Below are 22,285 nucleotides of genomic sequence, written 5' to 3' on the forward strand. Positions count from 1 at the left end.
CAGTCCGGTCCGAGCCCGCGCATGTTCCCGCGCGGCGGTCAGTCCAGCAAGGTGGCTGCGACCCGCAGCAGGGAGCCATCAGGCACGCGCAGCGCCTCCAGGACCTGGAAGTGATCGGCGCCGGGCACCGGCACCAGCGGCCCCGGCGCATGCGCCGCGCTGCGGAGCGCATGGAAGTCCCGGGATTGCCGGCAGAGCTCCGGCAGTTCCGCGCTGCCATACGCGATGGCCAGTGGCTTGTGCACCACGGGCCGCCGCATGGGCGATAGCTCCGCAATCTCCTCATCGCTCAGCTTCAGCGCGGCGTTGAGGTAGGTGTCGCGGATTGGCGCGAGCTCGAAGATGCCGGAGATGGCGAGGCCGGCGGTGACCGCGGGATGCTCGAGCGCCAGGGCGGCCAGGTGGCCGCCCGCCGACCAGCCGGAGGCGACGATCGGACCGCCGATGCCGTGCTCCGGTCCGTGCGCGGACAGCCAGTCCAGCGCCGCCTGCACCTGCCAGGCAATCCGCGTCAGCGACGCCTCGGGCGCCAAGCTGTAGCCGTTGAAGGCGACCGACCAGCCCATGGCGAGCGCACCTTCGGCATAATGCGCGAAATCCTCGCGACGGTTGCGCTGCCAGTACCCGCCGTGGATGAAGACCAGGCAGGGCGCGTCCCGGCGCGGCCCAGGGAACAGGTCCCAGGCCTCGCGATCCGCTTCGCCGTATCGGAGGTCGAGACGGGCCGGATGCGCGGTCCGGAACGCGGCGGCCGCGGCGTCCCGTTCCGTGGTCCATTGCGCGCTGCAGGCCACCGCGGCCGCGTTGTTGTAGGCGGCGTCGCGCTCGGCCTGGCTCGCCGATGCCCAGAAGGCCGGCAGTCGGGTCATGGCTGCATCTCCCGAATCGGGCTGCCCGCGAGATAGGCCTCGATCACCTCGACGGCAGTGCGGAAATAGGCCTCGTAGTTCTGGGTCGAGACGTAGCCGAGATGCGGCGTCAGCATCGTCCCGGGGCAGGACAGCAGCGGATGCCCGGGCGGCAGCGGCTCCTCGTCATAGACGTCGAGGCCGGCCCGGATGCGTCCCGCCTTCAGCGCGGCGACCAGCGCGGCCTGGTCGATGAGCGGTCCGCGCGAGGTGTTCACGATCGCAGCCCGGGGCTTCATCGCGCCGAGCTCCGCTGCGCCGACGATCCCGCGCGAGCGGTCGGACAGGATCAGGTGCAGCGTGACGACGTCGGCACGGGCGAAGAGCTCCTGCTTCGACACAAGCTCCGCCCCGGCAGCGGCGGCCTTCTCGGCTGTGAGGTTCTGGCTCCAGGCGATGACCTTCATGCCGAACGCAGCGCCGATCCTGGCCACTCGCGTACCCAACTTGCCGAGCCCGACGACGCCGAGGGTCAGCCCCTCGACCGAGGTGCCGACGCTGGTCTGCCAGTCGCCGGCACGCAGCGAAGCCTGCTGCGCCGGGAGGTCGCGCAGCAGGTTCAGGATCAGCCCCCAGGTGATGTCCACGGTCGGCGCGCCAAAGCTCGCCGTCCCGCAGACCGTGATGCCGCGCGCCTTGGCCGCGGCGACATCGATGCCGCGGTTACGCTCCCCCGTGCTGATCAGGAGCCTGAGGTTCGGCAGGCGCTCGATCAGCGCCGAGGGGAAGGGCGTGCGTTCGCGCATAGCGAGGATGCCGTCGAAGGGCGCGAGCCGCGCGACCAGCGCGTCCTGGTCCTTCAGCGTGTCGCGGAAGACATCGATCTGGACGCGGCCGGACAACCGGTCCCAGGGGCCCATCGACAGGGTCACGCCCTGGTAGTCGTCGAGGATCGCGAGGCGCTTCAGCGTGGGCATGTCCGTCTCTCCCGCAGGCTGGCCCCGCTTTGCTGCGTGGGCAGGACGGCGTCAATCGGCGCCGGGTGCAGCGACGACCAACGCGGCCGCGGCAGCGCGAAGGCTTTCTGGCAGGGGCTGCGGCTTCGTCTGGGTCGCGCGGTCGACATAGACGTGGACGAAGTGCCCCTCGGCGCTCGCGGCCTCCTCGTCCTCGCGGAAGATCGCGATGCCGTAGCGGATGGCGGTGTTGCCCAGCCGGTCCACGCGCAGCCCGGCCGTGACGGTCTCCGGGAAGGCGACCGGGGCGTGGTAGCGGCAGAGCGTCTCGACCACGACGCCGATGACAGGACTGTCCGTCAGGTTGATCGCGCCGGAAGCCAGCAGGAAGCGGGCGACGACCGTGTCGAACCAGGAATAATAAGTGACATTGTTGACGTGCCTGTACACGTCGTTGTCCATCCAGCGGGTCGGGATCGCGAGGAAGAACCGGTAATCGGCACGGGTCGGCAGGCTCTTGGCCATGGGGCGGCTGGCTCCGTCGTCAGCAGAAAGCAGGGTAGGGGGTGCCCGAGTCGCGGTTGCATGAATGCCTCAGGATTTTCGGCCAAGTCGTTCTGTTTCGGAACAATGGCCTCGCGCCGCTTCGCCGCGAGCCAAGGCGCTGCTATGCAGGAGTCACAGACCCGATCCCGAGAACCCGAAGCGCGATGTCCGCGGCCTCCAGGCCCCCTGCCGCCCGTCTTGAGCCCTTCCGGCTGCGCGGGGCCAATTTCAACCTGCTGGTTCTGCGTCTGCTCGATCATCGGGCCGAGGCGGTCGTTCCGGCGCTCGGCGACCAATTCCGCCGCGCGCCCGGCTTCCTGCGCTTCGCCCCGATCGTGATCGGCCTCGACGACATCCAGGCGCAGCCGGCGGAGGTGGATTTCGCCGCGCTGGCCCAAGGGCTGCGGGCGATCGAGATTGTCCCGGTCGGCACGACTGGCGGCACGCCGGAGATGCGGAACGCCGCGATGGGCGCCGGGCTCCCGCCGCTGAAGCTGGCCGGCGGCAAGGAGACCGACATCCCCCTGGCCGAGGCGCCGGTCTCGACGGTCGCGGAACCCGCGCCGCCACTGCCTCCGGCTCCTGCGGCGGAACCGCAGCCGGCGGGGCTTGGTAGGCCGTCCCTGGTCGTGGACCAGCCGGTGCGCGCGGGCCAGCGCATCTGGGCCCAGGGTACCGACCTCATCGTCATCGGCACGGTCAACCCGGGCGCCGAGGTCATCGCGGACGGGAACATCCACGTCTACGGCCGGTTGCTCGGCCGGGCGATCGCGGGCGGGCAGTCCGAGATGGGTGCACGGGTCTTCGCGACGCATTTCGAGCCCGAGCTCGTCTCGATCGCCGGCTACTACGCCGTGCGCGACGGGCTGGGGAATGCCCCGATCGGCAAGGCCGTCATGGCCCGGCTTGTCGGCGAGCAGATGAGGTTCGATCCGCTGGGCTGATGCCCAGTGAGGTCCCAGGTGTCCGGGCAGGGGGTAAGCATGGCGGAAGTCATCGTCATCACGTCGGGGAAGGGGGGCGTCGGCAAGACCACGAGCTCGGCTGCCTTCGCGACCGGTCTCGCGCAGCGCGGCAAGAAGGTCACCGTGATCGACTTCGATGTCGGCCTGCGCAACCTCGACCTCATCATGGGGGTCGAGCGACGCGTGGTGTTCGACATCGTCAACGTGATCCAGGGCGACGCGCGCCTGAACCAGGCGCTGATCCGCGACAAGCGCGTGGACACGCTGCAGATCCTTCCGGCCAGCCAGACCCGCGACAAGGATGCCCTGACGCGCGAAGGCGTCGGCACGATCATCGAGGAACTGCTGAAGGACAACGACTACGTCATCTGCGACAGCCCCGCCGGGATAGAGAAGGGCGCGCTGCTCGCACTCTACTATGCCGATCAGGCGATCGTGGTGACAAACCCCGAGGTGTCGTCCGTACGCGACAGCGACCGCATCCTCGGCGTTCTGCAGTCCAAGTCGAAGCGGGCGGAGGACAAGCGCGAGCCCGTCAAGGAGCATCTGCTCGTCACCCGCTACGACCCTGCACGCGTCGAGAAAGGCGAGATGCTCAAGCTCGACGACATCCGCGAGATCCTGGCCATCCCGCTGCTCGGCGTGATCCCCGAGAGCGAGAGCGTGCTGAAGGCGTCCAACACCGGCACGCCGGTCGTGCTGGACACCGACAGCGTCGCCGGCCAGGCCTACAAGGATTCGGTCGGGCGCTTCCTCGGCGACAAGGTCGAGCATCGCTTCCTCGAGGCCCAGAAGAAGGGCCTGTTCTCGCGTCTGTTCGGGGGGAGGGCTGCCTGATGAGCTGGCTCGATTTCTTCCGGGCTCGCAAGCAGGAGACCCCGCCGACCGCCGCGGCTGCGAAGGAGCGGCTGCAGATCGTGCTCGCGCACGAGCGAATCGGCCGCACGCGGGAGGACTTCCTGCCGAAGCTGCAGCAGGAGATCGTCGCGGTCGTAGCACGCTATGTCGCGATCGATCCGGGCCGGGTGAACGTCTCGCTCGACCGCGGCGGCGACATGTCCACGCTCGCGATCGAGATCGACCTGCCGGGACCCGGCGCAGATCGGATGCGGGCAGCGAGCTAGGCTCGCCCGCTTAGATCTCCCACTGGAAGCCGTCCACGATGATGTGCTGTCCCGTGATGAAGCTGGACTGATCGGTCGCGAGGAAGGCGACGGTGCGCGCGACATCCTGCGGCTTGCCCACGCGCTGCAGGGCGATCTTCTTCGCGAGCTCCGCGCCGCGCGACCGCGTCAGCACGTTGCCGATCTCTGTCTCGATGACGCCGGGGCAGACCGCGTTCACTGCGATCTCCGGTCCCAACTCCTTTGCCAGCGCACGTGTCATGCCGAGGATGCCGGCCTTCGCGCTGGCATAGGCGAACTTGCTGACTGCGCTCGTCACGCCGCCGGTATGCGCGTTGAGAGACGACATGGAGACGATCCGGCCGCCGCCGCCCTTGCGCATCAGCGGCACGAAGGCCTGGATGTAGTTGAAGCAGGATTTAAGGTTGATCGCGATCGTGCGGTCGAACTCCTCCTCCGTGCAGTCCAGGATCGTCCTGGGGTTCGACTTGCCGGCATTGTTCACCAGCGCGTCGCAGCGGCCCCACTCGCGCTCGACGGCCGCGGCGATCTCCTTTGCGCGGGCGTGGTCGGCAACATCGGCCTCGAAAGTCAGGACGCGGGCGCCCATGCTCTCGAGCTCGCCGCGCGTGCGCTCCATCTCCGCGACCAGCAGGTCCACCAGCACCAGGTCATGCCCGCGCTCCGCCAGCGCGTGCGCGCAGCCACGCCCGATACCTCTCGCGCCTCCGGTGACGACCGCTACCTCGCGCATGATCCACCCCTCCTGTCGGTCAGAGACCCAGAATGGCCTCGACGATTTCCTGCACTTCGAGCGCCTCGCGAAGCGTCGCCAGGTTCTGCGGCCGGCCCGCTGTGAGCGCGGCGACCTTGTCCAACTGACGCTTCAGCACCAGCGGGCGCATCTTCTCGTTCGGCAGCGCATCCGGTGCGGCGTGCCAGCTGCGATCCGCGCCCAGTTTCTCCGCGAAGGACCAGTCGCGTAGCCGGACCGCCCCGCCTTCGGATTCGAGGATCCAGAGGTTGTGGTCGTCGGCTGTGGTCTTGCCGACCTCGCCGGTGATCTCGACGGGCAATCCACCCGCCTTCAGCGTCGCCGAGATCGCGTCCTCCGAGCCGTCGCCCGCTGGGAAGCGGGCGTCGCGCGACAGCAGGTCCAGCGGCCCAAGCTGCCGCCTGGTGAGGAAGAGGAAGTGCGACAGCACCTCCCGCGTGAAGCCGCCTTCGGCGCGGCGCGACAGCCAGGGTGCGGCCGCCTGCTGCCAGCCGCGCGGCCATCTTGCGAAATCCAGGCGGATCGTCAGCTTGCGCGGCGCGCCGAGCGTCTGGCGCCAGGCCGACAACTGCTCGACGGCGAGGGAGGATGCCATGGGGAAGTTCACGGCTGCCCTGGCTTGGCGTTGCTCCGCTTCGGCTACGAAGGCGCGCGCCGCCGGCAGGTCGGACGCGAGAGGCTTCTCCAGGAAGACCGCCTTGCCGGCCTCGATCGCCGCGCGGGCATGCTCGATATGCGAAGAGGGTGGCGAGGCGATGTAGAGGACGTCGCAAGCCGCGATGACAGCGCCGGGGGAGGTGAGCATCGGCGCGCTCGTCCCCACGCCGGCCAGGCGCATCGCTGCGGCCGGCGAGGGATCCCAGACCGCGGCAAGCTCCACCGCGTCGTGGTCGAGTGCCGCGCGGGCCAGCCGCTCGCCCATGATTCCGAAGCCGATGATGCCGAGCCTGACCGTCATGGGTCGCTCCGGTGATGGCCGGCCTGGCGACCGGCCCTGAGTTGCGAAAGCCGCCACGCCAGGATGACCAGCGAGACCGCGGCCAGCACGGCACAGGCGACGAAGAAGGGCAGCGACCAACTGCCGGTATGCGCCACCAGGAAGGCGAAGACGGAAGGCGCGGTCAGGTAGCCCAGGAAGCACAGCATGATGGCCCCCGAGGTCGCTTCCGCCACGCGGTCCGGTGGCGCGACCCGCGCGACCTCGGCCAGGAAGATCCCGTTCCAGGAGGCGGCGGTGAAGCCGCAGAGAAAGGCGAGGACGAGGCCAAGAGCCCAAGGTGCCGAGGGCGCCATCAGAACGAAGATCAGCGAAAGCAGCGCCGCGAGCAGGCCATGAACCGTCAGGCTGCGCACCGCGTCGCCCAGCCGGTCCGCCGCCCATCCCAGCCCGATCCGGCCCAGCACGCCGGCGACCTGCATCGTCGCGAAGACCGTGCCCGCGGCGGTCAGCGTCAGGCCGTGCGCCTCCACCAGCCAGGTCACGGTGAAGTTGAACAGGCTGCCTTGAAGGCAGGCGAAGGCGAAGGCCTGCACGCAGAGCGGCGGCAGCACCGGGTTCATCTTCAGCGTGGTGACCGGCGCGGCCAGGCGCTTAAGGGTGAGCGCCTCGCTCAGCGGGACGTCGGGCAGGCGCTCGGCGTCCAGGACGTCGCGCATGGGCTGCAAGGCCAAGGCGACGCCGCAGCCGAGTGCGATGCCGACGAGAAGCGCGGCTTCCCAGCCCCAGATGGCGGCCACCGGCGCCGCGATCAGCCCCGCCAGTGCGCCGCCGGCCGGCGCGCCGGCCTGCTTCACCGAGAAGATCAGCACGCGATGCCGCGGCGGCGCCGTTGCCTGCAGGATGCGGCTGCCGGCCGGACCGGTTGGCCCGTAGCCGATGCCCATCAGCAGCGACGCGATTGGAACCAGCCAGGCTTGCCCCAGCGCCGCCAGCCCGAGTGCCGCGCTTCCGACAAGTGTCCCGATCTGCAGCATCCGCGCCGGCCCGAAGGCCGCGACAAGCGGCGTGCCGAACAGCAGGAAAAGGATGGCGCCGAGCGTGTTGATGGAGGCGAAGTTGCCGATCGTCTCCGGCGGCAGGCCAAGATCGGCCGTCATGCTCGGCGCGACGACCGGGATTGTCTGGCTGACGAAAGTGCCGATGGTCTGCACCATCAGCGTGACCGAGAGGGCGGCGACCCAGGAAACGCGCATCTCGGCCCAAGCCTGTCGCGGGAATGGCGCCTCGTCTACCGGCGGAAGCGGATATCCAACCCCGCGGCCATCCAGCGCGCCTCGATCGCGTCCATGTCCGTATTGCCGGATGGGTTGGTCTTGCTTGGCTGTTCGTGCAGCCAAGGCGCGCGCGAGCGCCGCCACAGCCCGAGCAGGCGGCGCAGTTCCGGCAGGGGCTCGGCGTGGTCGTCCACCCTGAGCGAGAGGTCGGGAAAGTCCTCCGTCGTCACCACGGTGAGCGCCGCGGATTGGCGCCCGCGCCGGTCTCCGCCGGCGGCCTCGCCCGCATCCATCGCCGCGAGAAGACGCTCCGGCAATGACAGCGACGCGTGCTTCGACCAGGCCGCCCGTGTTTCCGTCAGCACCGCCGAGCCGGCGAGCATGTTGCCGGCGAAGGACGCGCCCTCGGCCGCGAGGTCGCCGCACCATTCCACGCAGTTCGCGCCGGTGAAGGCGGCGTTGCGGCCATGCCGGTCGATGGCGTGCACCTGGCGCATGCCCTTTCCTTCGTCGCCGACCAGAGCAGCTTCGATGGCGGCTGCCGGCGTCAAGCCGCGTTCCATGCCATCCAGGATGGCGGGCCCGAGATAGCGGTTCGTCATGGATTGCGTGGACACCGCGCCGACACCCGCCCGCACGAAGGGGCAGGACGCGCCAACGGCGAAGGCGCAGGTCGCGACGGCCACGGCGAAGGCGCCGGTAGCGGGGTCATGGGCGGCGATGGACCAGGTCATCCCGGATTCGTCGCGCGGTTGCGCCGGCGGGGCAAGGGCGACTATTCCGGCGCCAAGACCTGCAGGGAGGAACCGTCATGTCCCGCGCCATCACGCGCCGTCTTGTCCTGGCTGGCCTTGCCGTTCCGGCGCTCTGGCCCGCCGGCACGCGCGCGCAGGCGACCTGGCCCGACAAGCCCGTGCGCCTGGTCGTCCCCTTCGGCCCGGGCGGCGCCATAGACACCCTCTCGCGCACAGTGGCCGCGAAGTTCGCGGAAGTCAGCGGCGGGCAGAACCTCGTCGTCGAGAACCGCGCCGGCGCCGGCGGGACGATCGGCGGGCTCGCCGTGTCGCGCGAGCGGCCGGATGGCTACACGCTGCTGATGGCGGATATCGGCGCCAACGCCATCGGGAAGGAACTGATCCCCTCGCTCGCCTACGATCCGCCGACCTCCTTCACGCCGATAATTCAACTCGTGAACCTGCCGGCGGTGCTGATGGCGCATCCCTCGGTCCCGGCCAACACCGTCCAGGAGGTCATCGACCAGGCGAAGGCGCGGCCCGATCGCTTCACCTATTCCTCGGCTGGCAACGGGAATGGCAGCCATCTCTTCATGGCGCTGTTCCTGCGCGAGGCCGGCATCAGGATGGTGCACGTCCCGTATCGCAGCGGCGCGGAGATGGTGACCGCGCTCGTCCGCGGCGACGCTCAGTTCGGCTTCCCGACCGTCTCCTCAGGCCTCCAGCAGATCCGGGCCGGCAATGCGAAGGCCATCGGAATCGGCACGACGGGTGGCACGCCTCTGCTGCCGGGCATCCCAGCGGTGTCCACCGTGCTGCCTGGCTTCGAGGTCGCGGTTTGGCACGGCATCACCGCGCCGGCTGGCATGGATCCCGCGCTGACCCGACGCATCAACGAGGTCTTCGCTCGGATCATCGCCATGCCGGACGTGCAGCAGACCATCTTCAACGGCCAGGCTGGCATGGTCGTCGGCGGCTCGCCCGAGGATTTCGCCAACCACATCCGGAGCGAAGTCGCGCGGTGGACGCCCATCATCCGCGAGGGCGGCATCCGAAGCGAGTGACGTCAGGCGCAGCCGAGCCGGGTTGCCAAGTCGTTGAAGTCCGATGCCACGATGTCCCAGGCCTCGGACGGGGCGAGGTCGGTCGCCTGGTTCGGCCCGTGCTCAGTCGGTCGCGCGACGAAAGCCGTCCGCAGCCCGCATCGCCGTGCCGCGGCGAGGTCGCCGTTATGCGCGGCGACCAGCATGCAGGCGGCGGGATCGAGGCCCAGGATATCCGCAGTCCGGAGGTACGCCTCGGGCTGCGGTTTGTAGGCCTGCGCGACCTCGGCACCCAGGATCGCGTCCCACGGCAGGCCAGCGCGCTTCGCCATGTTCAGCAGCAGCGCGACATTACCGTTCGACAGCGGCGCAATGATGAAGCGGCTCTTAAGTCGCTCCAAGCCGCCGATGGAATCCGGCCAGGGATCGAGCCGATGCCAGGCTCGGTTCAGATCGTCGATCTCGGCTTCCGGCAGCCCAGTCGGATCCACGCCGACCGAACGGAGGATGCCGAGCAGGTTCTCCCGATGCAGCGTGTCGAGCCGCGTGAAGGGCCGCACGCCGCTGCGCACGGCCTGCATCGCGGGCTGGTAGCGGTCGCGCCAGGCATCGGCGAAGGCATGCGGGTCCGCATTGATCCCGCGGCGCGCGAAGAACACCGCCGCCTCGCGCGCGACGCCGCTGCGCCAGTCCACGACCGTGCCGAAGACGTCGAAGAGCAGCGCGCGGACCCCCTGCATGCCTCTCACTCCGCCGCCTTCTGCGGCGGCAGGTTGCCCGCGATCTCCGCCCATTTGCGGTCGAAGTCCCAGACCTCGGGAAAGCCCATGAGCTCGCACATCCGCCCGAAGCCGTAGGAGGCGTCTGCCGGCAGGTTGTTGGAATGCCCATCCTTCTTGAGGGTGGCGTAGGCGCGCTCGAGCGCTGCCGCGACCGTCAGGAAGCCGACCGCCGGATAGATCGCGATGCGGTAGCCCATGGCGTGCAGCTTTTCCGCCGGCAGGATCGGCGTGCGGCCGCCCTCCACCATGTTGGCGAAGAGAGGTTTCCTGATGCGCCTGCCGACCTCGGCCATCTCGGCCTCGGTCTCCGGGCTCTCGATGAAGATCACGTCGGCGCCGGCCTCGGCGTAGATCTGGCCGCGGCGGATCGCCTCGTCCAGGCCGAGCGTGGTGCGCGCGTCGGTGCGGGCGATGACTAGGAAGTCCGGGCTCTTCCGCGCCTCGACGGCGACGCGGATCTTCAGCGCCATCTCCTCGGCCGGGATGACGCGGCGGCCGGGCGTGTGGCCGCACTTCTTCGGCATCTCCTGGTCCTCGAGCTGGATTGCTGTCACGCCCGCGGCCTCGTAGCCCATCACGGTGTGACGCACGTTCAGAAGCCCGCCATAGCCGGTGTCCGCGTCGGAGATCAGCGGCGTGCGGCAGCCCCGGGCGATCGTGCCCATGCGCGAGACCATGTCGGTGTAGGTCGCGATGCCCGCATCCGCGACGCCGAGATGCGACGCCACCGTGCCGAAGCCCGTGGCGTAGAGCGCCTTGAACCCCATGCCGTCCGCGACCTTCGCTGAGATCATGTCGAAGACGCCGGGGGCGAGGATGAACTCGTTCGCGTCGAGCGCGCGGCGAAGGCTGGGGTCGGCCATGGCTGTGTCCTCCGTGATCGGAGGAGGGGTGACGCGGCCGGCGCCCGGCGTCAACGTGGCCGGGGAGCCGAAGGGGTAGGACGATGACCGAAAAGCCTGTGCTGGCGATCACCGGGGCAGGGAAGGGGATCGGCGCGGCCGTCGCCCGGCTGGCGGCGGCGCGGGGGGATGACCTGCTGCTGACCTGGGGCAGCGATCGCGCCGCCGCCGAGGCAACGGCGGCCGCCTGCCGGGCCTCCGGCGCCGCTGTCGAACTGGTCCAGGCCGATGCGGCCGATCCAGCCGCAACGGCCCAGGCATTCGCCGCCGGGGATGCGCGGTTCGGTCGGCTCGACGCCTTCGTCGCCAATGCCGGCATCACCGGGCCGGCCTCGTCCTTCCTCGACAGCAGCGACGAGACCTGGCGGCGGGTCATGGAGATCAACGTGATCGGGCTAGCGACCGCCTGCCGGGAGGCTGCGCGGCGGATGGCCACGTCCCGCGGCGGCCGGGGCGGCGCGATTGTCTGCGTCGGGTCACGCGCGCCGGCCTTCGGCTCACCGTTCGAGTTCGTGCACTACGCCGCCAGCAAGGGCGCCGTGGATCCCTTAGTGCGAGGACTCGCCAAGGAACTGGTCGGCGAGGGAATCCGGGTGAACGCAGTTGCGCCGGGCATGATCGACACTGCCATCCATGCCTCGGCCGGCATCCCCGAACGTGTGGACCGCATCGTGCCGACCGTCCCCATGAAGCGCCTGGGCACGCCCGAGGAGGTGGCCGAGGCCGTTCTCTGGCTGCTGTCTCCAGCCGCATCCTATGTGACCGGGGCGGTGCTGGACGTCAGCGGGGGGCGGTAGCCCGTCGCTGTGCGACTCGGGTTGACGCTTGGCAAGGGGGCGTCGCGAGCGGTATCTCGCGGAGATGCGAACGACCCGCCGACCTCTCCTGGGTGCCGCCCTTGGCCTTGCGGCTGGGCGCCTGGTGTCTCCGGCCGAAGCCGTCACTGCCGGGCCGGCCGCCCTGGCCGTGGATTCCGTGGGCGCCGCGCGTCTGGCGGAACGACTGCTCGAACTCGACCAGGATGGCCTCGACCCCCGGCACTACAACATTCCTGATCCTGCCTCCGCCGCCGGTCCCGAGGGCCGTGCCGCGCTGCAGCGCGCGGCGAGCCTGGCGCTGCACGACCTGCTGGTCGGCCGGGTGCCTGAACTGCGAGGCCGACCCGACCTGCGTCGCGACGTCGCCTCGGTTCAGGTGGAGCGTTGGCAGGCCGAGCTTGCGGGCTCCGCCAATCCTGCAAGCGTCATCGACCGTGCGGCGTTGCTCCCGCCCGAGGCTGCCACGCTGAAGGCGGAGCTGGCGCGGGCGAAGCTGATTGCGCGGCGGGGCTGGGGGACGATCCCGGGCGATGCGACGATCGAGCCTGGCAGCACCGATGCCGTGCGCGTGCCGGCCCTGCGTGCACGCTTGGCGGCAGAGGATCAGGAACTCGCTGCCACGCCGGACAGGGGCGCCTTCTATGACCCCGCGCTCGAGGCCGCGGTGAAGCGTTGGCAGCAGGCCAACGGGCTCGAGGTCGATGGCCGCGTCGGCCGCATTTCCATCGCTCTGCTCAACCGCCCGGCCTCCGCCCGCGTGGACCAGCTTCGCGTGGCGCTCGACATGCGCAGAGCCTCGGCGCCCGAGGGGAATGAGCGCCGGATCGAGGTGAACGTGCCGGACTACCGCCTCTCCGTCACGGAGAACGGGCGCGAGATCCTGGGCATGGCGGTCGTCGTCGGGCGGCGCGACCGGCAAACCCCGATGCTGCGCGTGCGCATGACGTCTATCCAGTTCAACCCGCAATGGGGTGTGCCGGAACGCAACGCCCGAGAGGATCTGCTGCCGCGGCTTCGTCGTGACCCGCAGGCCGTGATGGACCGCGGCTTCCGCATCTACCAAGTCGTGAATGGCGAGCGGGTTGAGGTGGATCCGCGGACAGTGGATTGGTCGCAGTACAACGCCCAGCGCTTCCCCTACCTGATCCGTCAGGATGCCGGGGACGCGAATGCGCTGGGCCGCATCAAGTTCATCATGCCGAACAGCGACGACATCTACATGCACGATACCCCCGACCGCCATCTCTTCCGGCGGCCCGACCGCGCCTTCTCCTCGGGCTGCATACGGCTCGAGAGACCGTTGGATTTCATGGCGATGCTGCTGGAAGGCACGCCGGGCTGGGATGTCCCGCGCGCCCAGCGCGCGATCGAGAGCCGTGCGACGAGCACCATGACGCTCGGCCGCAGCCTGCCCGTGCTGCTGCGCTATCGCACCGTGACGGTGGATGGCGCGCATGTGCGCGTGCGTCCCGACATTTACGACCTGGATGCGGCGTATGCGCGCGCGATGGCCGCGCCGGCGCGTCCGCAGATGGCGTCGCTTTCGGGCGCGCGGTGATGGCACGACTTTTCGGGCACGAGGCCACCTGCGCCTGTTGCGGGGCGGAGCAGGTCATGCCGCGCCGCGGCTTCCTGGCGGCGGCCGCGGGCGCTGCGGCGTCGCTCATCGCCGCGCCCACCCTTGCGCAGGGCGCGACGCGAAGCCTGACCGTGCGGCGGCAGATCACCAACGAGACCTTCTCGGGCGTCTATTGGCGCGACGGCCGCTACGACCGCGAGGCCCTTCGCGAGCTCGACGTGGTCTTCCGCGATCTTTCGGCCGCCGAGGTGACGCCGATGGATCCGCGCCTGTTCGACGTGCTCTTCGCCGTGGCGGATGCCGTGGACAGCGACGAAGGCTTCGACGTGATCAGCGGGTATCGCACGCCGGAGACGAACGCGGCGCGATCGCGGCAGAGCGGGCGGGTCTCCACGGTGTCGCTGCACATGTCGGGGATGGCGGCGGATTGCCGGATTCCGGGTCGCAGCAGCCTGGAGGTCGCGCGGCGTGCGGCCGACCTGCAGCTCGGCGGTGTGGGCCTGTATCGCCGCGACGGCTTCATGCATCTGGATTGCGGGCCGGTCCGTCGCTGGTGAGCGTCAGCCCCACGGGTCGTTGAAGCGCAGGCCGGCCGCGCGGAATGCGCAGCCGACGGCGATCGCCGCCGCCATCGCCGAATAGGTCTGCGCGTTCGGCAGGCGCTTCAGCAGGCAGGCCAGAGCTTCCCGTCGTCGGCCACGCTGCGCGAGGGCGACGGCCAGCAGGATTGGTGCTTCCTCCCCGACCAGGCGGGGACAGAGTTCGCAGCCGATCGTGAGGGCTGCGCTTTGCGCCAGGGCGCGGAGCATCGCATCGAGGGGTCCGGCCGCGGCCTCGGCGCGTTCCGTTGCCAGCAGTCGGCGAAGGGCAGGGGCCGTGGGCTCGCCGCGCCGGCAGGCGGCGGCCCAGGCGCGAGCGGCATCCACCAGCAGGCGTTCGGCCGGGGGCAGGTCCTCCGGCGTCGCATCGGTGTACGGCCATGCGGGCAGTCCGCGTGTCGCCATCGTTCCGGGGTCTCCCTGTGCGCCCGGCCAGTCTGGCTGAATTGAGAATGATTCTCAACTGCAGGACGGCATCACCGGAAGTCACGGGATGGTGGCATGGCCGCGGCGCCCCGCTTTGCCGCGCGGATCGAAGGATCGCGGGGATCGTGCAGATTCGGGCTGCGGACCTCGTCGGCATTGGCCAGCACGCGGTCCCATCTCGCCTCCTCCAGCGTGTGCAGCCCGTCGAGCAGGCGGGACCAGTCGTGCAGGCGGCGGACGACGAGGTGGATGATCGGGACTTCCCTGGTTTCGGTGCGCTCGACGCGGCCCTCGGCCAGCACCAGCCGGGCGCCGACCACCGCGGCGCGGTCGCGTGCGACGATGTCGGGGTAGAGCACCAGATTGGCGGTGCCGAACTCGTCCTCAATGGTGAAGAACACCACGCCCTTGGCGCTGCCCGGCCGCTGCCGCACCAGGACGAGGCCGGGGACCTTGATCCATCGCCCCTGCCGCGCGGCGTTCAGCGCGCGCGTGTCCACGCCGCCGAGCTCGGCCAGCCTTGGTCGCAGCAGCGCGACGGGATGCCGGCGCAGCGACAGGCCCGTCGCGGCATAGTCCAGCACGGTCTGCTCGCCGGCGGTCTCGGCGGGCAGGCTGGGCTTGAGGTCGTCGCGCGCTTCCGACAGCGGCAGCGGCGCCTCGATTCCTGCGGCTTCCCAGAGCGCGTGGCGACGACCATCGGTCAGGGCGCGCAGCGCATCGGCCCGCGCCAGCGCATCCACCGCGCCGCGGTCGAGCCTGGCGCGGCGGGCGAGGTCGGCGACGTCGCGGAAGGGCGCGACGGCGCGCGCTTCCATGATGGCCTCGCCGTCCTCCTTCTTCAGCCCGGCGATCAGACGGAGGCCGAGGCGGAGGGCGACTGCCCCCTCCCCATCCCTCCCCCGCAACTGCGGGGGAGGGAGCAGAAGCTCAGGCGCGGCGCTTTTTCCCTCCCCCGCAGTCGCGGGGGAGGGCAGGGAGGGAGCCACTTCTCTACGACCCTCCAGCGTGCAGTCCCAGTCCGACCACACGACGTCGATCGGCCGCACCTCCACACCATGGTCCCTTGCGTCGCGCACGATCTGCGCCGGGGCGTAGAAGCCCATGGGCTGGCTGTTCAGCAGCGCCGCGGCGAAGGCCGCGGGGTGATGGCACTTGATCCAGGCCGAGACATAGACGAGCGAGGCGAAGCTCGCGGCATGGCTTTCCGGGAAGCCATAGGTGCCAAAGCCCTCGAGCTGACGGAAGCAGCGCTCCGCGAAGTCCGCGTCATAGCCATTCTGCGCCATGCCGGAGAGGAACTCCTCTCGGAACTTCCAGATCTCCCCGGTATTGCGGAAGGTCGCCATGGCGCGGCGGAGTTCGTCGGCGCGGCCGGGCGAGAAGCCGGCGCCGACGATCGCGATCTTCATCGCCTGTTCCTGGAACAGCGGCACGCCGAGCGTCTTGCCCAGCACCTCCTCCAGGCCAGGCGGGATGTCCCGCGGCTCCTCGTTGTTCCGGCGACGCAGATAGGGATGCACCATGTCGCCCTGGATCGGGCCGGGGCGGACGATCGCGACCTCGATGACGAGGTCATAGAACTTCTCCGGCCGCAGCCGAGGCAGCATGTTCATCTGCGCGCGGCTCTCGACCTGGAAAACGCCGAGCGAGTCCGCCTTGCGCAGCATGGCATAGGTCTCGTCGTCGTCCTGCGGGACGGAAGCCAGCGTGTAGCGCTCCCCGCCCGTCCCCTCGATCAGCTCGAAGGCGCGGCGGATGCAGGTCAGCATGCCGAGGCCCAGCACATCCACCTTCAGGATCTTCAGCGCCTCGATGTCGTCCTTGTCCCACTCGATCGTGGTGCGGTTCTCCATTGCGGCCTTGACCACCACCGTGTGCTCCACCAGCGGGCCGCGGGTGATGACGAAGCCGCCGACATGGGTGGCGAGGTGGCGCGGGAAGTCCTGGATCTCCTCGGCGATCTCCATGGCGTGACGGATGCGCGGATCGGCGTCGGGGCGCAGGCCGTTGTCGGCGGCGAGATCGGCCAGCGACTTGTCGCCGGAACCCCAGACGGATTTCGCGATGCGCGCGGTGACATCCTCTGTCAGGCCCATGGCCTTGCCGACCTCGCGGATCGCGCTGCGCTCGCGGTAGCGGATCAGCGTCGCGGCGATGGCGGCGCGGTCGCGGCCATAGCGGTCGTAGATATGCTGGATGACCTCTTCGCGCCGCTCATGCTCGAAATCGACGTCGATGTCGGGCGGCTCGTCGCGGGCGGCGGAGATGAAGCGCTCGAACAGCATATCGTGCTTGTCCGGCGCGACGGCGGTGATGCCAAGCGCGAAGCAGACCGCCGAATTCGCCGCCGAGCCGCGGCCCTGGCAAAGGATTTCCTTCGACTGCGCGAAGCGCACGATCTCGTGGACCGTCAGGAAATAGGCGGCGTAGTTGAGCTGCGCGATCAACGCGAGCTCATGCTCGATCTGCTTCGCCACGGCGTCCGGCACGCCATCGGGCCAGCGTTCGCGGCAAGCGGCCTCGACGCGCGCTTCCAGCGTTTCCTGCGGCGTGCGGCCGGGATCGAGAATCTCGTCGGGGTATTCGTAGGAGAGTTGCCGCAGCGAGAACTTGCAGGTGTCGAGCACCCGCTGCACCGCCTCGATCGCCTCGCGATGGCGGGGCAGGCGGCGCGCCACTTCCTGCGGCGGCAGGAGGTAGGCCTCGGCATTGGCCTCGGCGTGGTAGCCCAGCCGCTCGACCGTCGTGCCGAGCCGGATCGCGGTCAGCACATCGGCAACGCGCCGGCGCGACGCGACGTGGTAGCGCACGCCGCCCGCGGCGATCAGGGGCAGGCCGCTCGAGGCCAGCAGGTCCAGCCGCGCCTGGTCATCGCCGCGACAACGGTGATCCACGGCGCAGAAGAGCGGCAGGGCAAGGCGGCGCCGCAGCGCCTGCGCGTCTCCGCGCATCCGGCGCAGGACACCCACATCGGGCCGCGCCGGTGGGATGGCAGCCATCACGCTGCCCTCGGCGCCGGCGATCAGCATGTCGCGGGTGAGGTGGATCTCGCCTTTCTCGCCCTGCATGCGCGCCTCGGAGAGCATGCGGCAGAGGCGGCCCCAGGCTGGGCGGTCGGCGGGCCAGGCCAGGTATTCCGCGCCGTCCTGCAGGCAGAGCCGGATCCCTGCGACGAAGCGCATGCCGGCCTGCTCCGCCGCGACCAGGCCGCGCACTAGGCCGGCAACGGAATTGCGGTCGGCGATGCCGATCGCCTCCATCCCCAGCGCATGCGCGGCCGCGACGTATTCGCGGGGATGCGACGCACCTTCGAGGAAGGTGAAGTTCGACATGGCGGCGAGTTCGATGGGCATCACAGCCGCCCGTGGATGAACCAGCGCGCCGCCGCCCCGAAGCCGGACCGGCAGACCCAGAGCCGCGCGCCGGACGCCAGTTCCACCCGGTAGTAGTCGCGGCCCGGCCGGTCCGGCCGCTCGCGCCACCATTCCGGCTCCAGCCGTTCCGGCCCTTCCGCCGCCAGCACACGATGGGCAGTCCTGCCGAGGCGCAGCAGGGAAGGGGGCGCGTCCGGCACCATCGCGACGGCGCCGATCTCGATGGGGCGGCGCAGCAGGCGCAGGGGGCGTGGGGCGCGCGGCCAGCCCTGCGGCACCACGATGCTCGCCGTGGCGGCGACGCGCATCGCCTCGCGTTCCGGCCAGTGGCTCTCGGCGGGGGCCAGGCGCCAGACCTGCACGCGCTGCGCCAGGCGGTCGAAGAGGCGGGCGAGTTCATCGGCCTGCAACGCGCCGGACCCGCCGAGGCAGGCGCCCTGGGTGCCGGTCATGGGCTCCGTCACCTCAGCGCCGAGGGTGATGCGGTCGAAGCCGAAGCCGGGTTCGAGCTTCTCCAGCTTTTCCGCGAAAAGCCGGGCGAGATGGGTGGGATCGCGGCCGGCAAGGCCCATGCTGATCGCGACTTCCTGCACCGCGCCGTCCACGCGATGCGCGCGCAGCACCACGCGCCGCGCGCCGCGGCCGGCGGCTTCCAGCTTGCGGCAGAGGACCCGCAACAGGCCGTCCACGACGAGGTCGATGGCCTCTCGCGTGATCAGCGGCTCCAGGAACTCTCGCGTAGCGTCGAATTCGGGCGGCGGGCGGATCGGCGAGACCGGCGCGGCGATCTCGCCTGCTGCCTCGTCCAGCGCGCGCAGCAGCGCCGCGCCGAAGCGCCGGGCCAGCGGAGCACGTGGCTGGCGCCGGACCTCCGCGATGCTGCGCAACCCCATCCGCGCCAGGGTCGCCACGATGTCCGGATCCACCGGCAGCACCGACAGGCCGAGCGGCGCGACCGCCTCGGCCTCCTGGCCCGGCAGCACCACCAGCCCCGAGGCGCCGGCGTGTGCCAGGGCCAGCGCCGTGCCCGGCGCGCCTGCCGTCACGCCGCAGGCCGTCACGCCAAGCCGCGCCATGCCCTTCTCCGCCCGGCGCAGCAGCGCGGCCTCGCCGCCGAAGAGATGGGCGGCGCCGGTGATGTCCAGCACCAGTGCTTCGGTCCCTGCGATGGCGACGAGGGGTGAGAAGCGCATGGCCCAGAGGGCGAGCCGCTCCAGGAAGGCGGCATCCGCGGCGGGATCGGCCTCGATCGCTTCGGCATCAGGGGCTATGGCCTGGGCATCGGACAGGGCCTGGCCGGGGCGGATGCCGGCGATCCCGGCGACGGCGACAACCTCGCGCCGTGGGCCGATGGAGTGCCAGACCAGGACCGGGCCCCGGCGTCGCAGTCGCTCCACCGCCAGGCAGGGCAGGGCGAGGGCCAGATGCCGGCGATCGCTGGCGGCGGGCGTGACGCCCACTGCCTGTCTGAAGGAAAAAGGGTCCGATGGCGGGCCCAGTCCCGGCAGCGGCAGGTGGGGCGGGCGGGCGGCGCGGCGCCGGCTCATGCACGGCGCCGGTTGCGCGTGGGGGCGGCCAAGGTGCCGCCCTCGGTCTCCAGCCGGTCGGTCGTGGTGCGCCAAGCCACCGTCCAGCTCCGCGGCGTGCTGCCTCGGCCACGCAGCAGATCGAGCTGCCAGCGTGGATCCCCGAGGCTGTGCGCGGAGCCGCCGCTGCCGGCCAGCGCATCAACCCGCCAACGCGTCAGTGCGGCTGAGGGGCCGGCTTCCTCGGTATCCGGACGCAGCAGCAGGCCGAGTGCCCCGCCGGCCTCCGCGGCAAGCTGCAGGCGCCGGGCTGCGGTCAGGTCGATATCGGACAAGGCCAGCAGTGCCCCGCCAACGGCGGCGCAGCGCAGCGCCTCCTCCATCGCCCAGAGGCCATCGGCCGGCCGCGGTGCCCGGACGAGGACGAGTTCGGCCGGCGACAGGCCATAGCGTACCAGGCCCGACGGCCAGGCATCGGGATCGGGCCCGATCCACAGGACCGGCCCGCCGGTCCGCCCGAGGATGACTGCCGCGAAGCCCGCGGCTGCCCCAGGCTCCGCTGCCAGAACTTCGTGCAGTCCGGCGCGGGCCAACCCGCCCTGAGGCAGATGCGCATCGATGTCTTCGGACAAATGCACGACCCCGGCTTGGCTTCGGGCGAGCGCAGCCGCGGCCCCTGCACGCTCGAGCCGGCCGACCCGAGCCCGCAGCGCGGCGAGCAGGGCCGGACGGTCCATTGGCAAGGGCTCGGGTGGCTGTGGATAGGGGGCGTTGTCGGAGGACATGGGAATTGTTCACTATATGTTCCCATCATGCATCGTCGCCGGTCAAGCTGTTTGCGGGCGAAGCCTCGTGGGAGGCACAGAATATTATATATAATCAACATATTAGTGAATAATTCTGAGATCTGACAAGAGCTTTCTTCCGAGCTCTCGCCTATCGCCAAGCGTTTCTGCGGCTCCCCCTTTCTCAACGCTGCATAGCGCCTCCTGCCACCGCAACCCTCAGCGACTCGTCCCTGATGACACGGCCTCGCCTCCCCTGCGCGTGAGGCGGGCGCTTACGAAGCCGTGAGGAGATCGCAACCGTCATCGTCCTGTCGCGTCTCGCTCGCCATGCCCGGAGGGGGAGGCACCACGGCATTTGGAGACAGGGCAGTGAAATTGAATCTACTGATTGCGACCGCGATGATGCTCAGCCTGGCCGGCCCATTGGCAGCCGAACCCCAGCACCGGCAGGTCCAGCGGGGCACGGCGTCCTACTACCATCCGCAGAACTTCACGAACCGCCCCATGGCCAATGGAGATCGCTTCGACCCGAATTCGAACGCTGCCGCGCATCGAACCCTGCCGCTCGGTACCGTCGCGGACGTGACCAACCTCAGCAACGGCGAAACGCGCCGCGTGGTGATCGAGGACCGCGGGCCTTATGTCGGTGGGCGTGTGATCGACCTCTCGCCCCGCATCGCCGACGAACTCGGCATGCGCCACGCTGGCCTGGCTCCTGTGGAGGTGAGGCCGGTGGGCCAGTTGCCCAATCGCGGGCGCGACGGCCAGAGCGGCCTCGACTGACCCCGATCGGGGCCGCGGGTCACCGCGGCCCCACCACCGATGTCAGCGCCACATCCAGGGAGCATGCGGCGACAGCGTTTCGATGTCCCAGGGCGCGCGGTTTGCCTCTTGATGGGCATCGGCGCGCGAGATGCCGATGTCCTTGAGCATGCGCTCATCCATCCCCGCAATGTGGCGGCGGGTCTCGATCGTGCGCATCATCAGGGCGAGCCAGGCAAGCCAGCCCACCGGTTGCCTCCGCGCCTGGCAGGCAACGGGACGGCTGATCACGGAGCCGGACATCTCTGCGGTCCTTTCCCTCTGCTTCGAACCGCAGGCAGCCTCACCCGATCGCAATCATCAATCCAACGAATTATGTTGACGATTGGCATCATGCGGATTGATGTTGGGCGCATGTTCGGTCTGCCACCGGGGTTGGATCCCGACCTGTTGCGCACCTTCGTGCTGATCATCGAAGGCGGCTCATTCACCCGCGCCGCAGAGCGCGTAGGGCGGACGCAGTCCGCCGTCTCCATGCAGATCAAGCGGCTCGAGGATCTGCTCGGTCAACCGCTGCTGGTGCGCACGCCGCGTGGCGTGCAGCCGACGCCGCAGGGGATGTGGCTGCTGGAGCGGGCACGCGCGCTGCTGACCCTGAACGACGAGATCGTCGGCAATTTCCGCTCTCCGCCGATGGTGGGGACGGTCAGGCTCGGCACGCCGGACGACTATGCCCTGAACTGGCTGCCGAAGATCCTGGCGCGCTTCGCGGAAGCGCATCCGGCTGTTGAGCTGGACGTCACCTGCATGAACTCCGACGTGCTGGCGCAGCAGATCCAGGATGGGCGCCTGGACCTCAGCTTGATCAGTGAAGGTCAGGAGCCCCAGGGCTGGCCGACGCAGCGGATCTGGCGCGGACCGCTGCGCTGGGTCGGCAGCCCGGCGCATGCGTTGCACAAGCGCGATCCCCTGCCGCTCGCGCTGGCTCGACCCGACAATTCCTGCATATGGCGGAACGCCGCGCTGAGTGCCCTTCGGGCGCAGGGCAGGACAACACGGGTGACCTACAACTCGGCCACCCAGACCGGTTGTTTCACTGTGGCTCTGGCGGGGCTCGCGATCACGGTCAGCACGCCCTGCACGCTGCCCCAGGGCCTGAGTTGGCTAGGCGAAGCCGAGGGGCTGCCGCCTCTGCCGGAGATGGGGATCTTGCTGGTACGGCACGAGGCGTCCCTGAACGTGCCCGTCGCCGACGCGTTGGCGGCGCATATCACGGAGGGATTCCGGCGGGCAGGTTCGTCCGACGTGCCCATGGCGGCCTGATCGAGGCGCGCGGCGGTTTTTCGTCGTCGGGGGTTTGACAGCCCAGATCGAGGCGACTAGATACCCGTCACCGACGACGAACGCGTTGGCCACTTGAAGTTCCGGGCAAGACCCGCTAGCTTCTCTGGCCCGCCGAGGTTGGCGGTACCGGGACAGGCGGCCTGAGTGCCCCGAAAGGGGACAGGCTTCTTTGTCCCA

23 protein-coding genes are annotated in these 22,285 nt (G+C 70.0%); 9 read left to right on the plus strand and 14 right to left on the minus strand.

Annotated features, from left to right (window positions below; all coding sequences use genetic code 11):
* Positions 1 to 38: 38 nt before the first annotated feature.
* The 3 genes from ACLF3M_RS25995 to ACLF3M_RS26005 are packed head-to-tail and all read right to left on the minus strand — an operon-like array spanning position 39 to position 2,329.
* Positions 39 to 869 carry an alpha/beta hydrolase gene (locus ACLF3M_RS25995; RefSeq protein ID WP_430659905.1) on the minus strand — a complete coding sequence of 277 codons (831 nt, stop codon included), beginning with the start codon at positions 867 to 869 and terminating at the stop codon, positions 39 to 41.
* Positions 866 to 1,825, minus strand: coding sequence for a D-2-hydroxyacid dehydrogenase family protein (locus tag ACLF3M_RS26000; protein ID WP_430659906.1), 960 nt, complete (start codon positions 1,823 to 1,825; stop codon positions 866 to 868). Before ACLF3M_RS26000 ends, ACLF3M_RS25995 begins: the two co-directional genes overlap by 4 nt.
* Positions 1,826 to 1,876: 51 nt before the next feature.
* The gene (locus tag ACLF3M_RS26005; RefSeq protein WP_430659907.1) at positions 1,877 to 2,329 is read right to left on the minus strand and encodes an acyl-CoA thioesterase; all 453 of its coding nucleotides are present in this window, start codon (positions 2,327 to 2,329) and stop codon (positions 1,877 to 1,879) included.
* Between the two features lie 185 nt (positions 2,330 to 2,514).
* On the opposite strand from ACLF3M_RS26005, the gene minC reads away from it, so the two are divergent.
* The 3 genes from minC to minE are packed head-to-tail and all read left to right on the plus strand — an operon-like array spanning position 2,515 to position 4,439.
* Entirely contained in the window at positions 2,515 to 3,294 is a 780-nt protein-coding gene (gene minC / locus ACLF3M_RS26010; protein ID WP_430659908.1) for a septum site-determining protein MinC, read from the plus strand.
* 39 nt (positions 3,295 to 3,333) lie between these two features.
* On the plus strand, positions 3,334 to 4,152 hold the full coding sequence (gene minD, locus ACLF3M_RS26015) for a septum site-determining protein MinD (protein WP_430659909.1): 819 nt from the start codon (positions 3,334 to 3,336) through the stop codon (positions 4,150 to 4,152).
* The gene (minE, locus tag ACLF3M_RS26020; RefSeq protein ID WP_430659910.1) at positions 4,152 to 4,439 is read left to right on the plus strand and encodes a cell division topological specificity factor MinE; all 288 of its coding nucleotides are present in this window, start codon (positions 4,152 to 4,154) and stop codon (positions 4,437 to 4,439) included. Before minD ends, minE begins: the two co-directional genes overlap by 1 nt.
* 10 nt (positions 4,440 to 4,449) lie before the next feature.
* Here the strand turns inward: minE and ACLF3M_RS26025 are convergent, their stop codons facing one another.
* The 4 genes from ACLF3M_RS26025 to ACLF3M_RS26040 are packed head-to-tail and all read right to left on the minus strand — an operon-like array spanning position 4,450 to position 8,162.
* A complete protein-coding gene (locus tag ACLF3M_RS26025) occupies positions 4,450 to 5,193 on the minus strand; it encodes an SDR family NAD(P)-dependent oxidoreductase (protein ID WP_430659911.1) in 744 nt (247 codons plus the stop codon).
* A gap of 19 nt (positions 5,194 to 5,212) precedes the next feature.
* Positions 5,213 to 6,172: a Gfo/Idh/MocA family protein gene (locus tag ACLF3M_RS26030; protein WP_430659912.1), complete on the minus strand. Its 960-nt coding sequence runs from the start codon at positions 6,170 to 6,172 to the stop codon at positions 5,213 to 5,215.
* On the minus strand, positions 6,169 to 7,407 hold the full coding sequence (locus ACLF3M_RS26035) for an MFS transporter (protein ID WP_430659913.1): 1,239 nt from the start codon (positions 7,405 to 7,407) through the stop codon (positions 6,169 to 6,171). The genes ACLF3M_RS26030 and ACLF3M_RS26035 overlap by 4 nt, the downstream gene beginning before the upstream one ends.
* 35 nt (positions 7,408 to 7,442) lie before the next feature.
* On the minus strand, positions 7,443 to 8,162 hold the full coding sequence (locus ACLF3M_RS26040; protein ID WP_430659914.1) for a DUF1028 domain-containing protein: 720 nt from the start codon (positions 8,160 to 8,162) through the stop codon (positions 7,443 to 7,445).
* A 77-nt stretch (positions 8,163 to 8,239) separates the two neighbouring features.
* On the opposite strand from ACLF3M_RS26040, the gene ACLF3M_RS26045 reads away from it, so the two are divergent.
* A complete protein-coding gene (locus ACLF3M_RS26045) occupies positions 8,240 to 9,226 on the plus strand; it encodes a Bug family tripartite tricarboxylate transporter substrate binding protein (protein ID WP_430659915.1) in 987 nt (328 codons plus the stop codon).
* A 2-nt stretch (positions 9,227 to 9,228) separates the two neighbouring features.
* Here the strand turns inward: ACLF3M_RS26045 and ACLF3M_RS26050 are convergent, their stop codons facing one another.
* Both ACLF3M_RS26050 and ACLF3M_RS26055 read right to left on the minus strand, forming a co-directional pair.
* Positions 9,229 to 9,945, minus strand: a complete 717-nt coding sequence (locus ACLF3M_RS26050; RefSeq protein WP_430659916.1) for a haloacid dehalogenase type II — start codon at positions 9,943 to 9,945, stop codon at positions 9,229 to 9,231.
* Positions 9,946 to 9,950: 5 nt separating this feature from the next.
* A complete protein-coding gene (locus tag ACLF3M_RS26055) occupies positions 9,951 to 10,850 on the minus strand; it encodes an isocitrate lyase/PEP mutase family protein (RefSeq protein WP_430659917.1) in 900 nt (299 codons plus the stop codon).
* An 83-nt stretch (positions 10,851 to 10,933) separates the two neighbouring features.
* Here ACLF3M_RS26055 and ACLF3M_RS26060 point away from each other — a divergent pair, with 83 nt between their 5' ends.
* The 3 genes from ACLF3M_RS26060 to ACLF3M_RS26070 all read left to right on the plus strand — a co-directional run bounded on the left by ACLF3M_RS26060 (position 10,934) and on the right by ACLF3M_RS26070 (position 13,843).
* Positions 10,934 to 11,686 carry an SDR family oxidoreductase gene (locus ACLF3M_RS26060; protein WP_430659918.1) on the plus strand — a complete coding sequence of 251 codons (753 nt, stop codon included), beginning with the start codon at positions 10,934 to 10,936 and terminating at the stop codon, positions 11,684 to 11,686.
* 64 nt (positions 11,687 to 11,750) lie between these two features.
* Entirely contained in the window at positions 11,751 to 13,265 is a 1,515-nt protein-coding gene (locus ACLF3M_RS26065) for a L,D-transpeptidase family protein (RefSeq protein ID WP_430659919.1), read from the plus strand.
* Entirely contained in the window at positions 13,265 to 13,843 is a 579-nt protein-coding gene (locus tag ACLF3M_RS26070; protein ID WP_430659920.1) for a DUF882 domain-containing protein, read from the plus strand. The genes ACLF3M_RS26065 and ACLF3M_RS26070 overlap by 1 nt, the downstream gene beginning before the upstream one ends.
* 3 nt (positions 13,844 to 13,846) lie before the next feature.
* Here ACLF3M_RS26070 and ACLF3M_RS26075 read toward each other — a convergent pair whose 3' ends face one another.
* From ACLF3M_RS26075 to ACLF3M_RS26090, 4 genes are all read right to left on the minus strand, one after another.
* Complete coding sequence (locus ACLF3M_RS26075; RefSeq protein ID WP_430659921.1) at positions 13,847 to 14,290, minus strand: hypothetical protein; 444 nt, start codon at positions 14,288 to 14,290, stop codon at positions 13,847 to 13,849.
* Positions 14,291 to 14,361: 71 nt separating this feature from the next.
* Positions 14,362 to 17,667: an error-prone DNA polymerase gene (locus ACLF3M_RS26080; protein WP_430659922.1), complete on the minus strand. Its 3,306-nt coding sequence runs from the start codon at positions 17,665 to 17,667 to the stop codon at positions 14,362 to 14,364.
* On the minus strand, positions 17,667 to 19,148 hold the full coding sequence (locus ACLF3M_RS26085) for a Y-family DNA polymerase (RefSeq protein ID WP_430659923.1): 1,482 nt from the start codon (positions 19,146 to 19,148) through the stop codon (positions 17,667 to 17,669). The genes ACLF3M_RS26080 and ACLF3M_RS26085 overlap by 1 nt, the downstream gene beginning before the upstream one ends.
* Positions 19,149 to 19,231: 83 nt before the next feature.
* Positions 19,232 to 19,951: an ImuA family protein gene (locus ACLF3M_RS26090; RefSeq protein ID WP_430659924.1), complete on the minus strand. Its 720-nt coding sequence runs from the start codon at positions 19,949 to 19,951 to the stop codon at positions 19,232 to 19,234.
* Positions 19,952 to 20,401: 450 nt separating this feature from the next.
* Here ACLF3M_RS26090 and ACLF3M_RS26095 point away from each other — a divergent pair, with 450 nt between their 5' ends.
* A complete protein-coding gene (locus ACLF3M_RS26095) occupies positions 20,402 to 20,785 on the plus strand; it encodes a septal ring lytic transglycosylase RlpA family protein (protein ID WP_430659925.1) in 384 nt (127 codons plus the stop codon).
* Between the two features lie 42 nt (positions 20,786 to 20,827).
* On the opposite strand, the gene ACLF3M_RS26100 is transcribed toward ACLF3M_RS26095, so the two are convergent.
* Positions 20,828 to 21,013: a DUF1127 domain-containing protein gene (locus ACLF3M_RS26100; protein WP_430659926.1), complete on the minus strand. Its 186-nt coding sequence runs from the start codon at positions 21,011 to 21,013 to the stop codon at positions 20,828 to 20,830.
* A gap of 126 nt (positions 21,014 to 21,139) precedes the next feature.
* Between ACLF3M_RS26100 and ACLF3M_RS26105 the strand changes: the two genes are divergently transcribed.
* The gene (locus tag ACLF3M_RS26105) at positions 21,140 to 22,087 is read left to right on the plus strand and encodes a LysR family transcriptional regulator (protein ID WP_430659927.1); all 948 of its coding nucleotides are present in this window, start codon (positions 21,140 to 21,142) and stop codon (positions 22,085 to 22,087) included.
* Positions 22,088 to 22,285 lie beyond the last annotated feature (198 nt).

Source organism: Falsiroseomonas sp. HW251, assembly GCF_050563545.1.
GTDB lineage: Bacteria > Pseudomonadota > Alphaproteobacteria > Acetobacterales > Acetobacteraceae > Falsiroseomonas.